Raw genomic sequence first — 16757 nt, 5'->3', positions numbered from 1 at the left:
CGCAAGGAGTCGTTCCGTGCCTGTTGGCAGTGATTTTCTCGACGACTATCTGGTCCGGCCCGATCCGGCTGCCGCGCGGCTCGGCGCGACCGTCGCCGGCATCGACCATAGCGGCGCCCGCGTCGAGACCCGCGTCGTCACCGAGCGGGCGTTGACGCTCTATCTGAACAGCCAGGAGATCGTCACGATGATGACGATCGGCGACCATCCCGAGTACCTCGCACTCGGTTATCTGCTCAACCAGAACATGCTCAGGCGTGGCGACCCGGTCGAGGCGGTCGATTATGACGAGGAGCTCGAGGTCGTGGTCGTCCGCACGCCCGAGCGCACCGATTTCGAGCAGAAGCTGAAGAAGAAGACGCTGACCTCGGGATGCGCGCAAGGCACCGCCTTCGGCGACCTGATGGAGGCGATCGACGAGATCGTCCTGCCCAGGGCTGAGTTGCGGACGAGCTGGCTCTATGCGCTGACCCGCAAGATCAACACCACGCCCTCGCTTTATCTGGAGGCCGGCGCGATCCATGGCTGCGTGCTCTGCGAGCGCGACAAGCCCTTGGTCTATATGGAGGATGTCGGCCGCCACAACGCCGTCGACAAGGTCGCCGGCTGGCTCTTCCGCCACGAAGTCGATCCCGGCAAGATGATCTTCTACACCACCGGCCGGCTGACCTCGGAGATGGTGATCAAGACGGTGCGCATGGGCATTCCGATCCTGGTCTCGCGTTCGGGCTTTACCGAATGGGGCGTCGAGCTCGCCCGCAAGGCGGGGCTCACTTTGATCGGCCGCGCCCGCGGCAAGCGCTTCCTGGCGCTCGCCGGCGAGGATCGCATCGTCTTCGACCAGGACCCGGACAGTGTCGAGGACGAGGGCGGCAAGCATCGCCGCAAGGGATCGGGCGGCGATGACTGATATCAGTCCGGCAACCCTCGGTCTCCTGCTCGCCGGCGGGCTCGCTCGCCGCATGGGAGGCGGCGACAAGCCGCTGCGCACCATCGCCGGTCGGACCATCCTCGCCCATGTGATCGAGCGGCTCAGCCCCCAATGCGACGGGCTCCTGCTCAACGCCAATGGCGATCCCGCACGCTTCGCCGACTATGGTCTGCCGGTCGTCGCCGACAGTGTCCCGAATTTCGCCGGGCCGCTCGCCGGCATCCTCGCCGGGCTCGACTGGCTCGCCGCGAACCGGCCGGGCGCGCAATGGCTGGTCAGCGTCGCTGCCGACACGCCCTTCATCCCGCGCGATCTGGTGGCGCGGCTGCATGATGCGCGTGTGGCGGCGAATGTCCCGCTCGCCTGCGCCGCCTCGGGCGGCTGGACGCATCCGGTGATCGGGCTCTGGCCGGTCGCGCTACGCGAGGAATTGCGCCATGCCCTCACCGTCGAGGACGAGCGCAAGATCGACCGCTGGACGGCACGCCATGGCGTCGTTTCGGTCGAATGGCCGGCGGTGCCGGTCGATCCCTTCTTCAACGCCAACCGGCCGGACGATCTCGCCGAGGCCGAGCGGCTCCATGCCGCGCTCGGCGACGCTTGATCGGCCGCCGCGCCGCCCCTAGATTCGGGCTGATAAGCGAAGCTTATTCGCCTGCCTGGGGGAAGCCGCATGAAGTCCTTTGCCATCGCCGTCGCCTTCGCCGCCATTGCCGCCTACGGGGCGAGCCTGGTGCTGGCGACCTATCAGCGCCCGGTCGACGTCGCCTATGCGACCAGCAGCGTGCGGCTCTAGCCCTCCAGCAGCGTCTTCAGGCGAGCAAGATCGGTCGCGACCCATTCGGCGTCGCGGGCGAAATCGTCGTCGGTCATTCCCGGCCGCCTGAACAGCGTGAACACCACCTCGCTGCCGCTACCATTTACGAGCGCACGCATCGGGTTGTGCATGGTGGCGCCGCTGTCGGGCACGACGGCGTGGTCGAGGATCCCGTAGGGGTTAGGCTCGCTGAACATCACGCGCATCGGCCCCATCGGGGTCATGGCGCGATAGGTCATGCCCTCGACATGGCTGAACTCGCCGCCAAGTCCCTCCGCCCATTTCGGGAAGTTCATGGGTTCGGCGAGGAAGCCGTAGACCTCCTCGATCGGCCGGGTGATCGAGATGCTGATATGGCGCGCTGGCAGGACGGGCATGATCGCGTCTCCGTAATTTTCGCTTAGAACATAACATGAACAAAATTCTTTGTCATCGCGGATCGGTGATGGGCCGTGCGCGAGCTCGCCGCGGATCGATCAAGAATCCGCCGGTTTCGCCCGCCCTCTATTCCAGCGGCGACGGATCAGGAGATTCGACATGAAGCAGACCATCGGCTTGGGCCTGGCGATTTTCGTGCAGCACGGGCGTGAGCAGCAGGCCGCGGATTTCTACAGCGAGGCCTTCGAGGCGCGGCAATTCAAGACACACAGGATCGACGGCGAGCTTGCCGGGGTCGAGATGCTCATCGGTGGAACCCGTGTTTCCGTCGCCGGTTCCAATCCGCGCCGCGAGGAGGAGCCGTCCTATGGTGGCCCGTTCTTTCCCAAGGCGGCGGGGGCGGTCAGCATGACGATCCTGCTGACGGTTCCCGATATCGAGACCTGTTTCGCGCAAGCGATCGTTGCTGGCGCCGCGCTGCGTGACCGCGTCCAGACCGACACCGAAGGCAGGCGGGTCGCCTCGCTCTTCGATCCGTTCGGCCATATCTGGATGCTGACGGAGCGACAGACGGAAGCGGAGAGAGCGTCTTCCGACCAGTTCGTGGCGCAGGCCGACAGGCCCGGTGTTTCGGCGCTCCGGGCCTAGCTTCGAAGCCGGTTGGTCTTACTCGATCACGATCCGTGGCGCTGCCCGGGCCGGCCCGGCGAGGCCGGCCTTCACCTGCCGCGCCAGGGCGACATAGGCCTTGGCATGGGGGCTGTCCGGGTCGCTCGCCACGATCGGGCGGCCGCCATCGGAGGTCTCGCGGATCGTCATGGCGAGCGGGATCTCGCCGAGGAAAGGCACACCCTGCCGCTCCGCCTCGTGCCTGGCGCCGCCATGGGCGAAGATGTCGGAGCGGTGGCCGCATTCCGGGCAGATGAAATAGCTCATGTTCTCGACGATGCCGAGGATCGGCACCTCGACCTTCCTGAACATGGCGACGCCGCGGCGGGCATCGAGCAGGGCCAGGTCCTGCGGCGTCGAGACGATGACGGCGCCGGCGAGCGGCGTCTGCTGGGCCATGGTGAGCTGGGCGTCGCCGGTGCCCGGCGGCATGTCGACGACGAGCACGTCGAGCTCGCCCCAGGCGACCTCGCGCAGCATCTGGGTGATCGCCGAGATCACCATCGGCCCGCGCCAGATCATCGGCGTTTCCTCGTCGATCAGGAAGCCGATCGACATGATCTTGAGGCCATAGGCCTCCATCGGCGCGAGCGTGCGACCCGAGACCAGCCGTGGCTTGCCGGTGATGCCGAAGATCTTCGGCACGGACGGCCCGTAGATGTCGGCATCGAGCACGCCGACCTTGAGGCCGAGCGTCGCGAGGGCCACGGCGAGGTTTGCCGTGGTGGTAGACTTGCCGACGCCGCCCTTGCCGCTCGCCACCGCGATGATCTGCTTGACGCCGGGAATGCCGGCCGCCTTCGGCACCGGCCCACCAGGGCCAGGCTGGCCATGCGCCTGCCGGCGTGCCTCCGCCGCTTGCGATGGCGCCGGACGCCCCGGCGCCTTGTCGGCGGTGAGGCCGACCAGCACCTGGGTCACGCCGGGAATGCCGCCGACTGCGCTTTCGGCCGCCTTGCGCACCGGCTCCATCGCGCTGGCTTCAGTGGCGTCGATGCCGATCGCGAAGATGACCTTGCCGTCGTTGATCAGGATGTCGCCGATGCGGCCGGACGCCGCCAGCGATTGCCCGCTCGCCGGCAGCTTCACCAGCTCGAGCGCGCGCAGGATGTCGTTTTGCGAAAGGGCCACGATCTGGGTTCCAGTGTTTGCGCGACGCTAGGCCGCGGCCTTGCGGATGTGGAAGACCAGCAGCTCGCCCTCGCTGCTGCTGAGTTCGATCGCATCGCCGGTCTCGCGCATCAGGTTCGGGATGTCGATCGCCGCCATCGGATCGGTGCATTCAACCAGGAACAGAGCGCCGGGCGCTGCGCCTTTCAGCGCCTTGCGCACGCGCAAAGCGGGAAGAGGGCATTTCAGGCCGCGCAGATTGAGCGGGATGGACGTCATAGGCGAAGGCCGATCGAACACTGTTGCGCTTCATATGATGGCTTTTCACGCGGGAGCAACAGCACCTATCCTTCTCCCCCCGGGGAAGAAGGTGTCGCCGCAGGCGACGGATGAGGGAAGTCATGCGCCGACGTCTTTCATTCCCTCATCCGTCAGCGCTTCGCGCTGCCACCTTCTCCCTCGAGGGGAGAAGGATAGGCGCTGCGCTTCTGGCGCTCGTCGTTGCTGCATTGCCTGCCCCTGCCCAGGAACTGCGCGGCCATGGCGGGCCGGTGCGCGCCGCTGCGGTCTCGGCCGATGGCGCGGTGGCCCTGACCGGCTCCTTCGACCAGTCGGCGATCCTCTGGGACCTTTCTCGCGGCAGCGCGATCAGGGTCCTGCGTTTCCATCAGCGCGCGGTCAACGCCGCCGTCGCGGTCAATCGCCTCGGCTTCGCCACGGGCGGCGAGGATGGCAGGATCGCGCTCTGGCGCGGCGATGCGGCAGAGCCGGTGAAGGTGATGGAGGGCCATAAGGGGCCGGTCGCGGGGCTGGCAGTCTCGCCGGAAGGACAACACCTCGCCTCCGCCTCCTGGGACGGGACGGTCCGGGTTACTGCGCTCGCCGATGGCGCGGCGCGGGTACTCGAAGGCCATCAGGGGCCGGTCAACGGCGTTGCTTTCGCGCCTGGCGGCATGGTCGTTTCCTCCGGCTATGACGCGACCTTGCGGCTCTGGCCGGCGGATGGTGGCGCACCGCTGATCGTCACCACGCCTGCGCCGCTCAATGGCGTGGTCGTTGCGCCCGATGGCGAGATCGCGGTCGCCGCTGCCGATGGCCGCCTGCGCCTGTTCGGGCCGGATGGCACCCAGCGTGCCGAGATTGCGGTCGGCGACACCCCATTGATCGCACTCGCCATCTCGCCCGATGGCGCGACCATCGCCGCCGGCGGGCTGCGCGGCCAGGTCGCGCTGGTCGACCGCAAGGCGCGAACCATCCGCGCCACTTTGGTCGGGCCGGGACTGCCGGTCTGGTCGCTCGCCTTCCTCCCGGATGGCAGGCAATTGCTCTCCGGCGGCGCCGACCGGCTGGTGCGGCGCTGGAATGCCGTCACCGGCGAGCATGTCGGGGCGGTGGTGCCGCGTGCCGGCGAGGATGCGCTTGCCGCCTTCCAGGGCGAGCGGGGCGCTCAGATCTTCCGCGCCTGCGCGGCTTGTCACACATTGACACCGGCGGATGGCAATCGCGCCGGCCCGACCCTGCACGGCATCTTCGGCCGTCGCATCGCCACCGCACCAGCTTACGCCTATTCCGACGCGCTCAAGGGCATGGACATCGTCTGGAGCAAGGAGAGCGTGGCAAAGCTGTTCGAGGTCGGCCCGAACACCTACACGCCCGGCACCAAGATGCCGGAGCAGACGATCGGCTCGGCCGAAGACCGGCAGGCGCTGGTTGATTGGCTGGAAAAGGTGACGCGGTAGCTTGAGCGGGCCGCGAGGCAACAGACCCGGCGCGATGGTTGCGTCGCGAATCCGAACCTGCCTTGACCGCTTCCCTGCCGCAGCTGACAAAGCGTCATGACGACCCGGACAGCTGATGGCGATCCGCGCTTTGAATGGCGCGGGACCTTCTCGAACGACGAACTGAACGCTTTGCATGCCGAGTGCTTCGAGCACCGGCTATTCGACGACGATTGGTGGAAGCAGGTCAATACCTTCAGCCTCGGCTGGGTCTGCATGCGTGTCGCAGGACAGCTGACCGGCTTCGTCAATGTCGCCTGGGATGGCGGCGTTCACGCTTTCCTGCTCGATACCATGGTTGCGACACCCTGGCGGCGCCAAGGACATGCCACCCGCCTGGTAGAAGAGGCTGTGACGCAGGCGAAACCTTCCGGCTGCGAATGGCTCCACGTGGATTTCGATCGCGAGCTGCGCGATTTCTATTTCGAGGCCTGCAAGTTTACGCCCACCGACGCGGGTCTGATCCGCCTTCGATAGCGAGAATCCTGCAGATACCGGTCATCTATTCCATTGTCGGTTAGCCCAACGGGTCCTCGCCCCGCTCCGCCCGCTCGCGCAGATAATCGTCGGTGGTGCGCACCGGTGGGCGCTGCGGCGAGAGGTGCGGGTCGAAGCTTTCGTTGACCACGGCCTCGACCCGGCAATCCTCACACATGCGCAGGATCGAGGCGCGCTTTGCCCCTTCGCCGGCGAACATCCAGTGCTTGTTCTCGAGCTTGGCCGCGATCTTCTCGATCGTGCTGCGGACGCCGAAGGGCTTGGCGCAGGCAATGCAGTGGAACGGCTCCTCCTGCTTGACGATCCGCCGACCACCGTTCCAGGCGTCGAAATCGATGCGCGGCTCCAGCGTGATCACCTTCTCCGGGCAGGTCGCGGCGCAGAGCCCGCACTGCACGCAAAGGTCCTCCTGGAAGGTGAGCGTCGGCCGCTCGGGATTATCGCCGAGCGCGCTGACCGGGCAGGCCGAGACGCAGGCGAGGCAAAGCGTGCAGCCATCTATGTCGACATGGACCGTGCCGAAGGGCGCGAGCGGCGGCATCGGGATCGCTGCGACCGGAGCCGGTGCGGCGGCGTGCAGTTCGCCGATCGTCTGGCGCAGCAGCGGGCGTCCGCTTCCCATCGGCCGGAAGCGGGCGGGCTGCAAAGTGCTCGTGCCGGGCGCGACCCTCGCGAGGGCGACGCCCAGCAGATCGGGATCATCGGTCTCGATCAGGGCGGCGCGGGCTTCGCCATAGCCGAGAGCGCCGGCAAGGGCGTTTGCATAGTCGAGATTGCGCGTGAGGCCGGAGATATCGTGCTTGGGCTTGGCTCGGCCGAGCACGCGGATGGCGGAGGCGCCGAAGGCGAGTGCGGCCGCGAAGGCTTCCAAGCCGAGCTGCGTGATCTCGTTGACGCGCAAAGGCAGCACCCGCGCCGGCAGGCCGGCGCCGTGCCGGGCGAGCGCCTCGATCAGGGGTTCGCCATGGTCGCCGTCGTGCAGCAGCACGACCGGCTCGCGCCCGCCGGCCTCGGCATAGGTGGCGAGCAGGGTCCGCAGCTTCCGCAGCAGCGCGTCGGCCGGCGGCAGCGTGTAGGTCACCGCGCCGGTCGGGCAGACGGCGGCGCAGGCGCCGCAGCCGGCGCAGATCTCGGCGGAGATCGCGACATGGTCACCAGCGGGGGTGATCGCGCCGGTCGGGCAGAGCTCGAGGCAGCGCGTGCAGCCGGTCTTTTTGGAACGCGCATGGGCGCAGAGCCCTTCGTTCAGCGCGACATAGGCCGGCTTGTCGAACTCACCGATAAGCCCGCTCGCCTGGAAGGCGAGCCGCTCGACCGCGGCTGCATCGCGCGGATCGGCGCGCAGATAGCCGGCACGCAGATCGCCGGCCGGGAAGAGCGGCGTGCCGCCGGAGACATCGATGACGACATCGCATTGCGAGACCGCGCCGTTGCGCGGGAGATCGAAGACGAGCTTGCCGCGCGAGGAGGGAGCGGGCGACGCGTAGTCGTTGACGGTGATCTCGAAAGCGCCGAGCCAGCCGCTCGCCTGCGCGATCGTGCCCTTCAGCACGGGGAACTCGTCGGTACGCGGCGGCGCGATCTCGCCGGGACGCGACAGCAGCACGGTGACGTCGAGATGCTCGGCGAGCCGGTGTGCCAATGAGATCGCGACCTCGTCGCGGCCATAGATCAGCGCGACGCCCTTGCTGGTCAGCGTGGTGAAGGAGGCCGGCGGCAGCGGCTCGCTCGCGGCGGCGAGCAGGGCGGCCATCTTAGGGCCGGCGGCTTTCGCGTCATCCGACCAGCCGGCCGTCTCGCGGATGTTGGTGAAGGTGAGGTCACCCGCATAATCGAGGTCGGCGGCGACCTCCTCGAACAGCGGTGCCTCCTGCGTGCAGGCGACGGTGATCGCCTCGCTCTTTGCCAGCATGGCGTGGAAGCGCTCGATCTGACTGCGGCAGAGATGGCGATGCTCGCTGATCTCGGCACCGCTGCAGCCGCGCCTGAGCGCCGCGCCGTCGAGCGGCATCGTGTCCTCGCACGAGCAGACCATCAGCGTGCGGGCGACATCGGTCATCGAGCAGGCATCCTCATGATCGCGGCAGCGTCTTTGGTCGCGCTTGCGATAATCTCATCTTATATGGAATTGGAATGGCTCCAAAGAAGCAAGCCTCTCCGTTGAGTTGAGGCGCAGGGCAGGGACGATGGCGGCAGGGCCGGTCAGGCAGGACGATCTCAGGCGCGAGCCGGTGCTGCCGCCGGGGTTTTCGCTCGTCACCCTGCGCGAATCAGGCGACGCCTTCGCCCATGCGCAGGCGATCGCTGCCGAAGTCGGGGCTGCGACTTTGGTCTGGGTGCGACGTTTCGACATCGTCGAGTTCGCGGTGGTACTCGAGCCCGACGCGATCCTCGCCGAGGCCCGGCTCGCCCATTATCTCGCCATGAACGCGCTCGCCGATGCGCTCGCCGTGCATTCCCCGCCGGAGCGGCCGGTGCTGTTCCGCTGGCCGGATGCGCTGACCTATGATCTCGGTCTGATCGGCGGCGGGCGCCTCGGCTGGCCGGCGGATTGCCCGGAGAACCAGGTGCCGGAGTGGCTCGTCTTCGGCGCGATGGTCCGGGCGACGACGATGTCGCCCTTCGAGCTCGGCCAGACCGGCGTCGGCATGGCAGAGGAGGGCTTCGAGGAGGTCGATGCGGTCGATCTGATCGAGGCGTTCTGCCGCCATCTCATGCTCGGCGTCAGCCACTGGCAGGCGGAGGGCGCCAGGGCGGCGGCGCGGCGTTGGCTCGACCGGTTGGAGAAGGTCGTCGGCGTGCGCCACGGCATCGAGCCGAATGGCGATTTGATCGCGACCTCGCAGCACGGCACCGAGCGCAGGAACATGGTCGAGGCGCTGGCCGAGGTCGACTGGCTCGACCGGGAGAGCGGAGCGCCGAAGCTGTGAGCGCCCCCAAGCTCCCACGCGCGATCCGGCTCGATCCGTCGGACAGCTTCGTCTTCCGCAAGGCCGCGGAACCCGGCGAATGGCTGGTCACCGGCTCCTTCCTGTTCACGCCGGAGAGTGTCACCGAGCTCGATACCAAGGGGCGCGTCGCCTTTCGCTCCGGTTTCCTCGGCATCGGCAGCTTCGGCTGGAGCACGCTCGCAGTCGTCACCGAGGTGACGGTGGAGGAACTTGAACAGGCGGCGGCGCAGCTTGCGGCGCAACTCGTCGACAAGCTCGGCGCGCCTGATCTCGTGGCCGCACGCGCGGCTGCCGAGGAGGAGATCGCCTTTGCCGCCTCGCTCTGCGATCATCCGGCGCAGACCTTGCTCGCTCTGCACCGCACGCTGGAGGAGGGCGAGATCCGCGAGCGCTTCCGCAGCCTGATGCCGCGCGGCGACGCGCCGAAGGATGCCTTCCGCGCCTTCGAGTTCGTCGAGGTCGATGGCGAGGACGAGCCGCAGGAGCAGGTCGACCTGATGAAGCTGGCAAGGGAACCGCGATGACCCATTTCTGGGCGAGCTCCGGCCATCTCCTGCTCGACCGCGAGCCGGGCGGCGGCCTCGTCGTCACAGACGATTTCCTGAAGGCCTATCTGGCGCGGCCGGAAGTGCTGCCGCCGGAGGAGGCCTGCGCGGCCGAAAGGGCGCTGCACGCGAAGCTGATGGCAGAGCCGCAGGCTGAGGTCGCCGATCGCGAGATCGCGGCCATTGCCGATGCCGATGCGCGCGAGAACTGGCGTTTCCTGCTCGGCTGGCGCGAGCGGCTTCTGGGCGCGCCGACCTTGCAGGGCGCCTATGCCGGCATCATCCGCGGCGGCGTCTCCGGCATCCCGCCTGTCTTCCTCGACCAGCTCGTCCACGTCATCCTGCGCGCCGGGCTCGACGAGGAGAGCGACCCCTTCGTGGTGCGCGCCGCCGAGTGCCTGTTCCGGCCGCAGCGCGTAACCCTGCACGAGAACACGACCCTGCTCGCCGATGCCGAGATGATCGAGGGGCACGAGGCCGATCGGCATGCCTCGCCTTTGCTCGCCATGCTCGGCGGCCCGGCCGTAACCTCGCTCGACATCCTCAAGCCCGCCGATGCCGACCGCTACTGGCAGCGCTCGGATGCCTTCGACATGGTGCTCGATCTCGGCGGCAAGCCCTCGGGCCGTGCCGCACTCGGCAAGGCGATTGCCCATTGGATCCGGCAGGTTCACGGCTTTTCGGCCGAGATCGAAGCCGTCGAGAACGTGCGCGATGCCGATTGGCGCTGGTTCGTCGGCCTCGACGCGCGGGCGACGGCAATCGGCAATGCGCTCTGGAAGGGCGAGACGCTCGACGCGGACAAGGCCTCGCAGCTGATCGCGCTTTATCGGCTGACGCTGCCGCCGGAGGTGCCGGTGCTACCGGCGGCCAAGGGAGCACCTATCTATCTGATGCTGGCGATGGATGGCGACCGGCTGGTCAGAATGAAGCCGCAGAATCTGGTGACCGGCCTGCCCCTCGCGACGCATGAGATGGCGAACTAGGAGGAGCCGCGCGATGGCCCAGCAGCATCACGAGGTCGGTGTCGTGGTCGAGCGGCGCAAGCTCGATTCGCCCTGGGCCGACCATGCCTGGATGCCGATCGCTGTCCTCCCCGAGCCACCGCCGCTGGCGCCCTGGAGCAGGCTCGCTGGCGATGACAGGCGCGAACAGTTCTATCTCGGCTCGGTCGTGCTGACGCTGCACTCGGTCGACACCGCCCATTTCCGCGAGAATTTTGCGACCGGCCGGGCCAGGCTCTGGGTCTCCGTCAGGCCGACCGGGATCGAGCCGGCGCTGGAGCTCGTCGGCGTCACCGCCGACCCGTCCGAGGGCGAGGTCTTCCTGGAGAATGTCGACGACATCGTCGAGGCCGTGCCGATGCCGGCAGCGATCGCCGAGGCCGTGCTCGCCTTCTTCGAGACGCACCATGTCGAGCGCGAATTCATCAAGCGCAAGCGCACCGAGCATGATCCGCGCAAGGGCGGGCTGCGGCCGCGGCCGGGCGTCGATCGCGGAGAAGACTGATGTCGCGCTCCGACGACGAGGATCGTGACGAAGGCTTCCTCGGCCGCTGGGCGCGCCGCAAGAAAGAGGCTCAGAACCACGACCTGCTCTCTCACCCCTTGCGGGGGAGAGTTGGAGAGGGGGGTATGCCACCCTCGACAGAGGTTGCGCCGGGCACGGAGGGGACTGCGGGTGCGATACCCCCCTCCCAACCCTCGCCCACAGGGGGGGAGGGCTCCCCCGCCCAACCAGAACCCGAGATGGTCGAGCCGCCTTCGCTCGATCTCATCGACAAGGATTTCGACCTCGCCCACTGGCTGAAGCAGAACGTGCCGGAGGAGTGGAAGCTCAAGGCGCTGCGCCGCGCCTGGGAGAGCGATCCGGCGATCTCGGGCTATCTCGATCCCGCCCGCGATTACGCGCTCGACTGGAACACGCCGGGCGGTGCGCCGGGCTACGGGCCGCTCAGCGAGTCGGACAATGTCGAGGAGATGCTGGCCAATATCTTCGGCAAGCCGCCGGAACCGGCCGCCGAGCCGACCGAGGCGGTGCGTAACGACGTCGCAGTTGTTCAACCTTCGTCTAATGAGACGGAGGATGATGATCCTGCTGCACCGCAGCGGGAGGTTGCGGCCGAGGCGTCGCCGGTCCGCCTGAGTGGGCGGGAAGCCTCGGCAAAATCCAGCGAAATTGCCGCTGAAACCGCGTCTTTGCTCCAGGCGTCTTCCGCTGCGCCGCAAAATCGCACCGAAATCCCACGCCAGAGGCGACGCGGCGGTGGCGCGACGCCGCTCTGAGTTCCAGTTCAGAACAATTGCAATCTAGGGCGATAAGGCCTCATTATCACCGCGTGCCCCGGCGCGTTCGAGTGCGCGGGTGCGGAATTAGGAGACGCCTTCGTTCATGCGGGACCAGGCTCTGGAAAGGGCGATCGAAGCGGCCGGCGGCGTGCGTGCGCTGGCGCGGGCGGTCGGTGTCTCGCAGCCGGCGATCTCGACCTGGAAGCGCGTCCCGGCTGATCGCGTCCTGTCGGTGGAAGCCTTGACCGGTGTCTCGCGTGGCGATCTGCGGCCCGACCTCTACCCGCAAGAGCCGATCATCGTCGAGGCTGCCGCGCCCGCGATCGACGAGATCGACGCTGCCCGCGCCGAGGAGTTCGAGCTGATCGGCGCCTTGCTCTGGCGCGCTCCGACAGCCGAGACGCTGGCCGCGCTGCAAGGCCTGCGCGGCGATGCCTCGCCGCTCGGTATGGCCCATCTGGCGCTGGCGGAAGCGGCCGCCGAGGCGAGCCCCGAGCAGGTCCGCGACGAATTCTTCCAGCTCTTCATCGGCGTCGGCCGCGGCGAGCTCCTGCCTTACGCCTCCTATTATCTCACCGGCTTCCTGCATGAGCGCCCGCTCGCTCTGGTGCGCGAGGACATGGGCAAGCTCGCTCTCGCCCGGGCCGAGCGCGTCGGCGAGCCCGAGGACCACATCGCTGTGCTGATGGATATCGAGGCGAAGCTGATCCGCGGCGAAGTTTCAGGCGAGGGCGTCGACGAGGCCTCCTTCTTCGCCCGCCATATCCGGCCCTGGGCAGACCGCTTCTTCGCCGATCTCGAAACCGCCGAGGCGGCGCGCTTCTATCGCGCCGTCGGACGGGTCGGCAGCCTTTACCTTTCGATCGAGACGCAGGCCGCGAGCCTGCCCGCATGATGTCCGGCACGGAGGAGACGACGATGTCGCAAAAGAGCAAGGATGCGGGGCTCGACCGCCGCAACTTCTTCAAGGCGCTCGGCGCCGGCGCGACCGTGGCCGTCGCCCCCGTCGCGATCTCGCCTGCCGCCGCCGTCGACCCCGGCAAGGAGGAGACGAAGGCGCGCTATCGCGAGAGCGAGCACGTCAAGGACTTCTACCGCGTCAACCGTTACTGAGGAGGCCGGCGTCATGCTGATCAAGCGCAAATCCGCCGACGTCCAGCGCGGCCGCCTGCAGAGTGCCCTCGGGGGCCTCGCCTCCGGTGTGATGGACCGCCGCTCCTTCCTGCGCCGCTCTGGCCTCGTCGCCGGTGGCGTCGCGGCCGCCGGCGCCCTGCAGATCGGCGCCGTCCGCAAGGCCGAGGCCGCCGATTTCGGGCCGGCCACCGGCACCAAGGTCATCAAGAACATCTGCACGCACTGCTCGGTGGGCTGCACGGTCCGCGCCGAGGTCAACAACGGCGTCTGGGTCGGCCAGGAGCCGGCGTGGGAGAGCCCGATCAACCGTGGCAGCCATTGCGCCAAGGGCGCCTCGGTTCGCGAACTCGTCCACGGCGATCGCCGCATCAAGTATCCGATGAAGCTGGTCGACGGGCAGTGGCAGCGCCTGTCCTGGGACCAGGCGGTCAACGAGATCGGCGACAAGATGATGGAGATCCGGGCCAAGTCCGGCGCGGATTCGGTCTACCTGCTCGGCTCGGCCAAGTTCTCCAACGAAGGCTCCTATCTGTTCCGCAAGTTCGCGGCCTTCTGGGGCACCAACAACGTCGACCACCAGGCGCGCATCTGCCACTCGACCACGGTCGCGGGCGTCGCGAACGTCTGGGGCTACGGCGCCATGACCAATTCCTACAACGACATCCGCAATTCGAAGACCGTGCTGTTCATGGGCTCGAACGCGGCTGAGGCGCACCCGGTCTCGATGCAACACATCCTGACGGGCAAGGAGGAGCAGCGCGCCAACGTCATCGTCTTCGATCCGCGCCTGACCCGCACTGCGGCGCACGCTACCGACTATGTCCGCTTCCGTTCCGGCACCGACATCGCGGTGATCTGGGGCCTGATGTGGCACATCTTCAAGAACGGCTGGGAGGACAAGGCCTTTATCGCCGCGCGCGTCCACGGCATGGACGACGTCCGCAAGGAGGTCGAGAAATACGATCCCAAGACGGTCGAGGACATCACCGGCGTCCCCGGCGAGCAGATGAAGCGCGTCGCCCAGACCTTCGCCACGGTGAAGCCGGCGACCTTCGTCTGGTGCATGGGCGTGACCCAGCACTCGGTCGGCACGGCGAACGTCCGCGCCATCTGCACTTTGCTGCTGGCGACCGGCAATGTCGGCGCACGCGGCACCGGCGCCAACATCTTCCGCGGCCACTGCAACGTCCAGGGCGCGACCGACTTCGGCTTGGATATCTCGAACCTGCCTTGCTATTACGGCCTGGTCGAAGGCGCCTGGCGCCATTGGGCCCGCGTCTGGGGCGTCGACTACGACTATTTCGTCTCGCGCTTCGACGAAGTCCCGGCCAAGGGCGGCCGCGCCGCCCGCACCCGCAAGCAGAACATGGAGACCTCGGGCCACACCTCGACCCGCTGGTTCGACGCGGCGAACCTGCCGGCCGAGCAGGTCGACCAGAAGGACAACCTCAAGGCCATGTTCGTCATGGGCCATGGCGGCAACACCATCCCGCGCATGCCCGATGCCGTGAAGGGCCTCGAGAAGCTCGAGCTGCTCGTCGTCTGCGATCCGCACCCGACCAACTTCGTCTCGCTCGGCGGGCGCAAGAACGGCACTTATATCCTGCCGATCTGCACCCAGTTCGAGACCTCAGGCTCGCGCACCTGCTCGAACCGCTCGGTGCAATGGGGCGAGAAGGTCGTCGAGCCGATCTTCGAATCCGCCAGCGACTACGCGGCCATCTACAAATTCTCGCAGAAGCTCGGCTTCGCCACCGAGATGTTCCGGCCCTACGAGATGGTCCAGGGCAAGATCGGCCTGGAGCCGACGGCGGAATCGATCCTCAAGGAGATCAACCGCGGCGGCTGGTCGACCGGCTATACCGGCCAGTCGCCCGAGCGCCTGAAGCTGCACATGGCGAACCAGGACAAGTTCGACATCGTGACGCTGCGCGGCGCCAAGGGCTCGCCGGTCGAGAACGACTTCTACGGGCTGCCTTGGCCGTGCTGGGGCACGCCCGAATACAAGCACCCCGGCACGCACATCCTCTACAACACCTCGCTCGCCGCGAAGGATGGCGGCGGCACGTTCCGGCCGCGCTTCGGCCTGACCCGCGAGCGCACGCTGCCCGACGGCAGCAAGGTCGAGGATACCCTGCTCGCCGAGGGCGGCTCCTACTCGCTGAACTCGGACATCAAGGACGGCTATCCCGAGTTCACCATGGGCGTGCTGAAGAAGCTCGGCTGGGACAAGGACCTGACGCCGGCGGAACTGGCCACCATCTCCTGGATCGGCGGCAACACGATCGACAACGTCTCCTGGTCGACCGACCTGTCGGGCGGCATCCAGCGCGTCGCGATGGATCATGGCTGCGTGCCCTATGGCAATGGCAAGGCCAGGGCGAATGCCTGGAACCTGCCGGACCCGGTGCCGGTCCATCGCGAGCCGATCTACTCGCCGCGCGTCGACCTCGTGGCGAAATGGCCGGCCCGGCCCGACGAGCGCACGCTGCGCATCCCGAACCTGCACACCTCCGTGCAGAAGGCGGCGGTCGAGAAGGGCATCGCCAAGTCGTTCCCGATCGTCCTGACCTCCGGCCGTCTCGTCGAGTACGAGGGCGGTGGCGAGGAGACGCGCTCGAACAAGTGGCTGGCCGAACTGCAGCAGGACATGTTCGTCGAGATCAACACGGCGGACGCGGCCGAGCGCGGCATCAGGGACGGAGCCATGGTCTGGGTCACCGGCCCGGAGAACAACTCGAAGGCCAGGGTGAAGGCGCTGGTCACCGACCGCGTCGGCAAGGGCGCGGCCTTCATGCCCTTCCATTTTGGCGGCGTCTTCCAGGGCGTCGACCAGCGCGGCAACTACCCCAAGGGGCTGGATCCGATCGTGCTCGGCGAGTCCGTCAACACCATAACCACCTATGGCTACGACCCGGTGACGGCCATGCACGAAGGCAAGGCCACGCTTTGCCAGATCGCAGCGGCGTGAGGAGGAGCTGAATCATGGCCCGGATGAAATTCCTCTGCGACGCCGACCGCTGCATCGAGTGCAACGCCTGCGTCACTGCCTGCAAGAACGAGAACGACGTACCCTGGGGCATCAACCGCCGGCGCGTCGTCACCATCAATGACGGCAAGCCCGGCGAGCGCTCGGTCTCGATGGCCTGCATGCATTGCACCGACGCGCCCTGCGCCGCGGTCTGCCCGGTCGACTGCTTCTACACCACGGCGGATGCCGTGGTGCTGCACAGCAAGGACCTCTGCATCGGCTGCGGCTACTGCTTCTACGCCTGCCCGTTCGGCGCCCCGCAATATCCGAAGGTCAGCAACTTCGGTTCGCGCGGCAAGATGGACAAGTGCACCTACTGCTCCGGCGGCCCGGAAGTCGATCTCTCGCCGGCCGAGTACCAGAAATACGGCTCGAACCGCCTGGCCGAGGGCAAGCTGCCGCTCTGCGCCGAGATGTGCTCGACCAAGTCGCTCCTCGCCGGCGACGGCGAGGTGATCGCGCAGATCTACAAGGAACGGGTGGTCAAGCGCGGCTACGGCTCGGGAGCCTGGGGCTGGCAGACGGCCTACCGGGAAACCATCACGATCTGAGCTGGGGGAGGGGGGCGCATCACGGCTCGAAAGGGTCGGGTGCGTTCCTCCCCGGATCGCTACGCCTTCGCGAAAG

19 protein-coding genes are annotated in these 16757 nt (G+C 67.5%); 15 read left to right on the top strand and 4 right to left on the bottom strand.

Annotated elements, in window-relative coordinates; genetic code table 11:
* Window positions 1-16 precede the first annotated feature (16 nt).
* From ASE66_RS02210 to ASE66_RS33640, 3 genes are all read left to right on the top strand, one after another.
* Window positions 17-910, top strand: coding sequence for a formate dehydrogenase accessory sulfurtransferase FdhD (locus ASE66_RS02210; protein ID WP_057187934.1), 894 nt, complete (start codon window positions 17-19; stop codon window positions 908-910).
* Complete coding sequence (gene mobA / locus ASE66_RS02205; protein ID WP_057187933.1) at window positions 903-1535, top strand: molybdenum cofactor guanylyltransferase MobA; 633 nt, start codon at window positions 903-905, stop codon at window positions 1533-1535. The genes ASE66_RS02210 and mobA overlap by 8 nt, the downstream gene beginning before the upstream one ends.
* 69 nt (window positions 1536-1604) lie before the next feature.
* The gene (locus tag ASE66_RS33640) at window positions 1605-1727 is read left to right on the top strand and encodes a hypothetical protein (protein ID WP_274532920.1); all 123 of its coding nucleotides are present in this window, start codon (window positions 1605-1607) and stop codon (window positions 1725-1727) included.
* Here ASE66_RS33640 and ASE66_RS02200 read toward each other — a convergent pair.
* Window positions 1724-2125 carry a hypothetical protein gene (locus ASE66_RS02200; RefSeq protein WP_057187932.1) on the bottom strand — a complete coding sequence of 134 codons (402 nt, stop codon included), beginning with the start codon at window positions 2123-2125 and terminating at the stop codon, window positions 1724-1726. The two genes, ASE66_RS33640 and ASE66_RS02200, sit on opposite strands and share 4 nt — an antisense overlap.
* 160 nt (window positions 2126-2285) lie before the next feature.
* Here ASE66_RS02200 and ASE66_RS02195 point away from each other — a divergent pair, with 160 nt between their 5' ends.
* The gene (locus ASE66_RS02195; protein ID WP_057187931.1) at window positions 2286-2774 is read left to right on the top strand and encodes a VOC family protein; all 489 of its coding nucleotides are present in this window, start codon (window positions 2286-2288) and stop codon (window positions 2772-2774) included.
* Window positions 2775-2792: 18 nt separating this feature from the next.
* Here ASE66_RS02195 and ASE66_RS02190 read toward each other — a convergent pair whose 3' ends face one another.
* Together ASE66_RS02190 and ASE66_RS02185 are read right to left on the bottom strand one after the other, a co-directional pair.
* On the bottom strand, window positions 2793-3926 hold the full coding sequence (locus ASE66_RS02190; protein WP_057187930.1) for an Mrp/NBP35 family ATP-binding protein: 1134 nt from the start codon (window positions 3924-3926) through the stop codon (window positions 2793-2795).
* A gap of 27 nt (window positions 3927-3953) precedes the next feature.
* Window positions 3954-4184 carry a sulfurtransferase TusA family protein gene (locus ASE66_RS02185; protein WP_057187929.1) on the bottom strand — a complete coding sequence of 77 codons (231 nt, stop codon included), beginning with the start codon at window positions 4182-4184 and terminating at the stop codon, window positions 3954-3956.
* Window positions 4185-4414: 230 nt separating this feature from the next.
* Between ASE66_RS02185 and ASE66_RS02180 the strand changes: the two genes are divergently transcribed.
* Both ASE66_RS02180 and ASE66_RS02175 read left to right on the top strand, forming a co-directional pair.
* Window positions 4415-5644, top strand: coding sequence for a c-type cytochrome (locus tag ASE66_RS02180; protein WP_244494772.1), 1230 nt, complete (start codon window positions 4415-4417; stop codon window positions 5642-5644).
* A 96-nt stretch (window positions 5645-5740) separates the two neighbouring features.
* A complete protein-coding gene (locus tag ASE66_RS02175) occupies window positions 5741-6160 on the top strand; it encodes a GNAT family N-acetyltransferase (RefSeq protein ID WP_057187927.1) in 420 nt (139 codons plus the stop codon).
* 40 nt (window positions 6161-6200) lie between these two features.
* On the opposite strand, the gene ASE66_RS02170 is transcribed toward ASE66_RS02175, so the two are convergent.
* Window positions 6201-8240: a 4Fe-4S dicluster domain-containing protein gene (locus ASE66_RS02170; protein WP_057187926.1), complete on the bottom strand. Its 2040-nt coding sequence runs from the start codon at window positions 8238-8240 to the stop codon at window positions 6201-6203.
* Window positions 8241-8367: 127 nt separating this feature from the next.
* Here ASE66_RS02170 and ASE66_RS02165 point away from each other — a divergent pair, with 127 nt between their 5' ends.
* The 9 genes from ASE66_RS02165 (at window position 8368) to fdh3B (ending at window position 16681) form a co-directional block, all read left to right on the top strand.
* Window positions 8368-9111, top strand: coding sequence for a biotin/lipoate--protein ligase family protein (locus ASE66_RS02165; RefSeq protein ID WP_057187925.1), 744 nt, complete (start codon window positions 8368-8370; stop codon window positions 9109-9111).
* Window positions 9108-9656, top strand: a complete 549-nt coding sequence (locus ASE66_RS02160; RefSeq protein WP_057187924.1) for a DUF6505 family protein — start codon at window positions 9108-9110, stop codon at window positions 9654-9656. The genes ASE66_RS02165 and ASE66_RS02160 overlap by 4 nt, the downstream gene beginning before the upstream one ends.
* The gene (locus ASE66_RS02155) at window positions 9653-10663 is read left to right on the top strand and encodes a DUF6352 family protein (RefSeq protein ID WP_057187923.1); all 1011 of its coding nucleotides are present in this window, start codon (window positions 9653-9655) and stop codon (window positions 10661-10663) included. The genes ASE66_RS02160 and ASE66_RS02155 overlap by 4 nt, the downstream gene beginning before the upstream one ends.
* 13 nt (window positions 10664-10676) lie before the next feature.
* Window positions 10677-11186, top strand: a complete 510-nt coding sequence (locus ASE66_RS02150; RefSeq protein WP_057187922.1) for a DUF3305 domain-containing protein — start codon at window positions 10677-10679, stop codon at window positions 11184-11186.
* Window positions 11186-11962 (top strand): DUF3306 domain-containing protein, encoded by a 777-nt coding sequence (locus ASE66_RS02145; protein WP_082613135.1) that lies wholly within the window; start codon window positions 11186-11188, stop codon window positions 11960-11962. Before ASE66_RS02150 ends, ASE66_RS02145 begins: the two co-directional genes overlap by 1 nt.
* 106 nt (window positions 11963-12068) lie before the next feature.
* Window positions 12069-12860 carry a Cro/CI family transcriptional regulator gene (locus ASE66_RS02140; RefSeq protein WP_057187920.1) on the top strand — a complete coding sequence of 264 codons (792 nt, stop codon included), beginning with the start codon at window positions 12069-12071 and terminating at the stop codon, window positions 12858-12860.
* Window positions 12861-12883: 23 nt separating this feature from the next.
* A complete protein-coding gene (locus tag ASE66_RS02135; protein WP_057188642.1) occupies window positions 12884-13078 on the top strand; it encodes a hypothetical protein in 195 nt (64 codons plus the stop codon).
* Window positions 13079-13091: 13 nt separating this feature from the next.
* The gene (locus ASE66_RS02130; protein WP_057187919.1) at window positions 13092-16070 is read left to right on the top strand and encodes a formate dehydrogenase subunit alpha; all 2979 of its coding nucleotides are present in this window, start codon (window positions 13092-13094) and stop codon (window positions 16068-16070) included.
* A 14-nt stretch (window positions 16071-16084) separates the two neighbouring features.
* Window positions 16085-16681 carry a formate dehydrogenase FDH3 subunit beta gene (gene fdh3B / locus ASE66_RS02125; protein ID WP_057187918.1) on the top strand — a complete coding sequence of 199 codons (597 nt, stop codon included), beginning with the start codon at window positions 16085-16087 and terminating at the stop codon, window positions 16679-16681.
* Window positions 16682-16757 lie beyond the last annotated feature (76 nt).

The sequence above is a fragment of the Allobosea sp. Root483D1 genome, from assembly GCF_001429505.1.
Lineage (GTDB): Bacteria > Pseudomonadota > Alphaproteobacteria > Rhizobiales > Beijerinckiaceae > Allobosea.
Note: the sequence above shows the minus strand (reverse complement) of the source record. Positions and strands in the feature narration are given on the sequence as shown.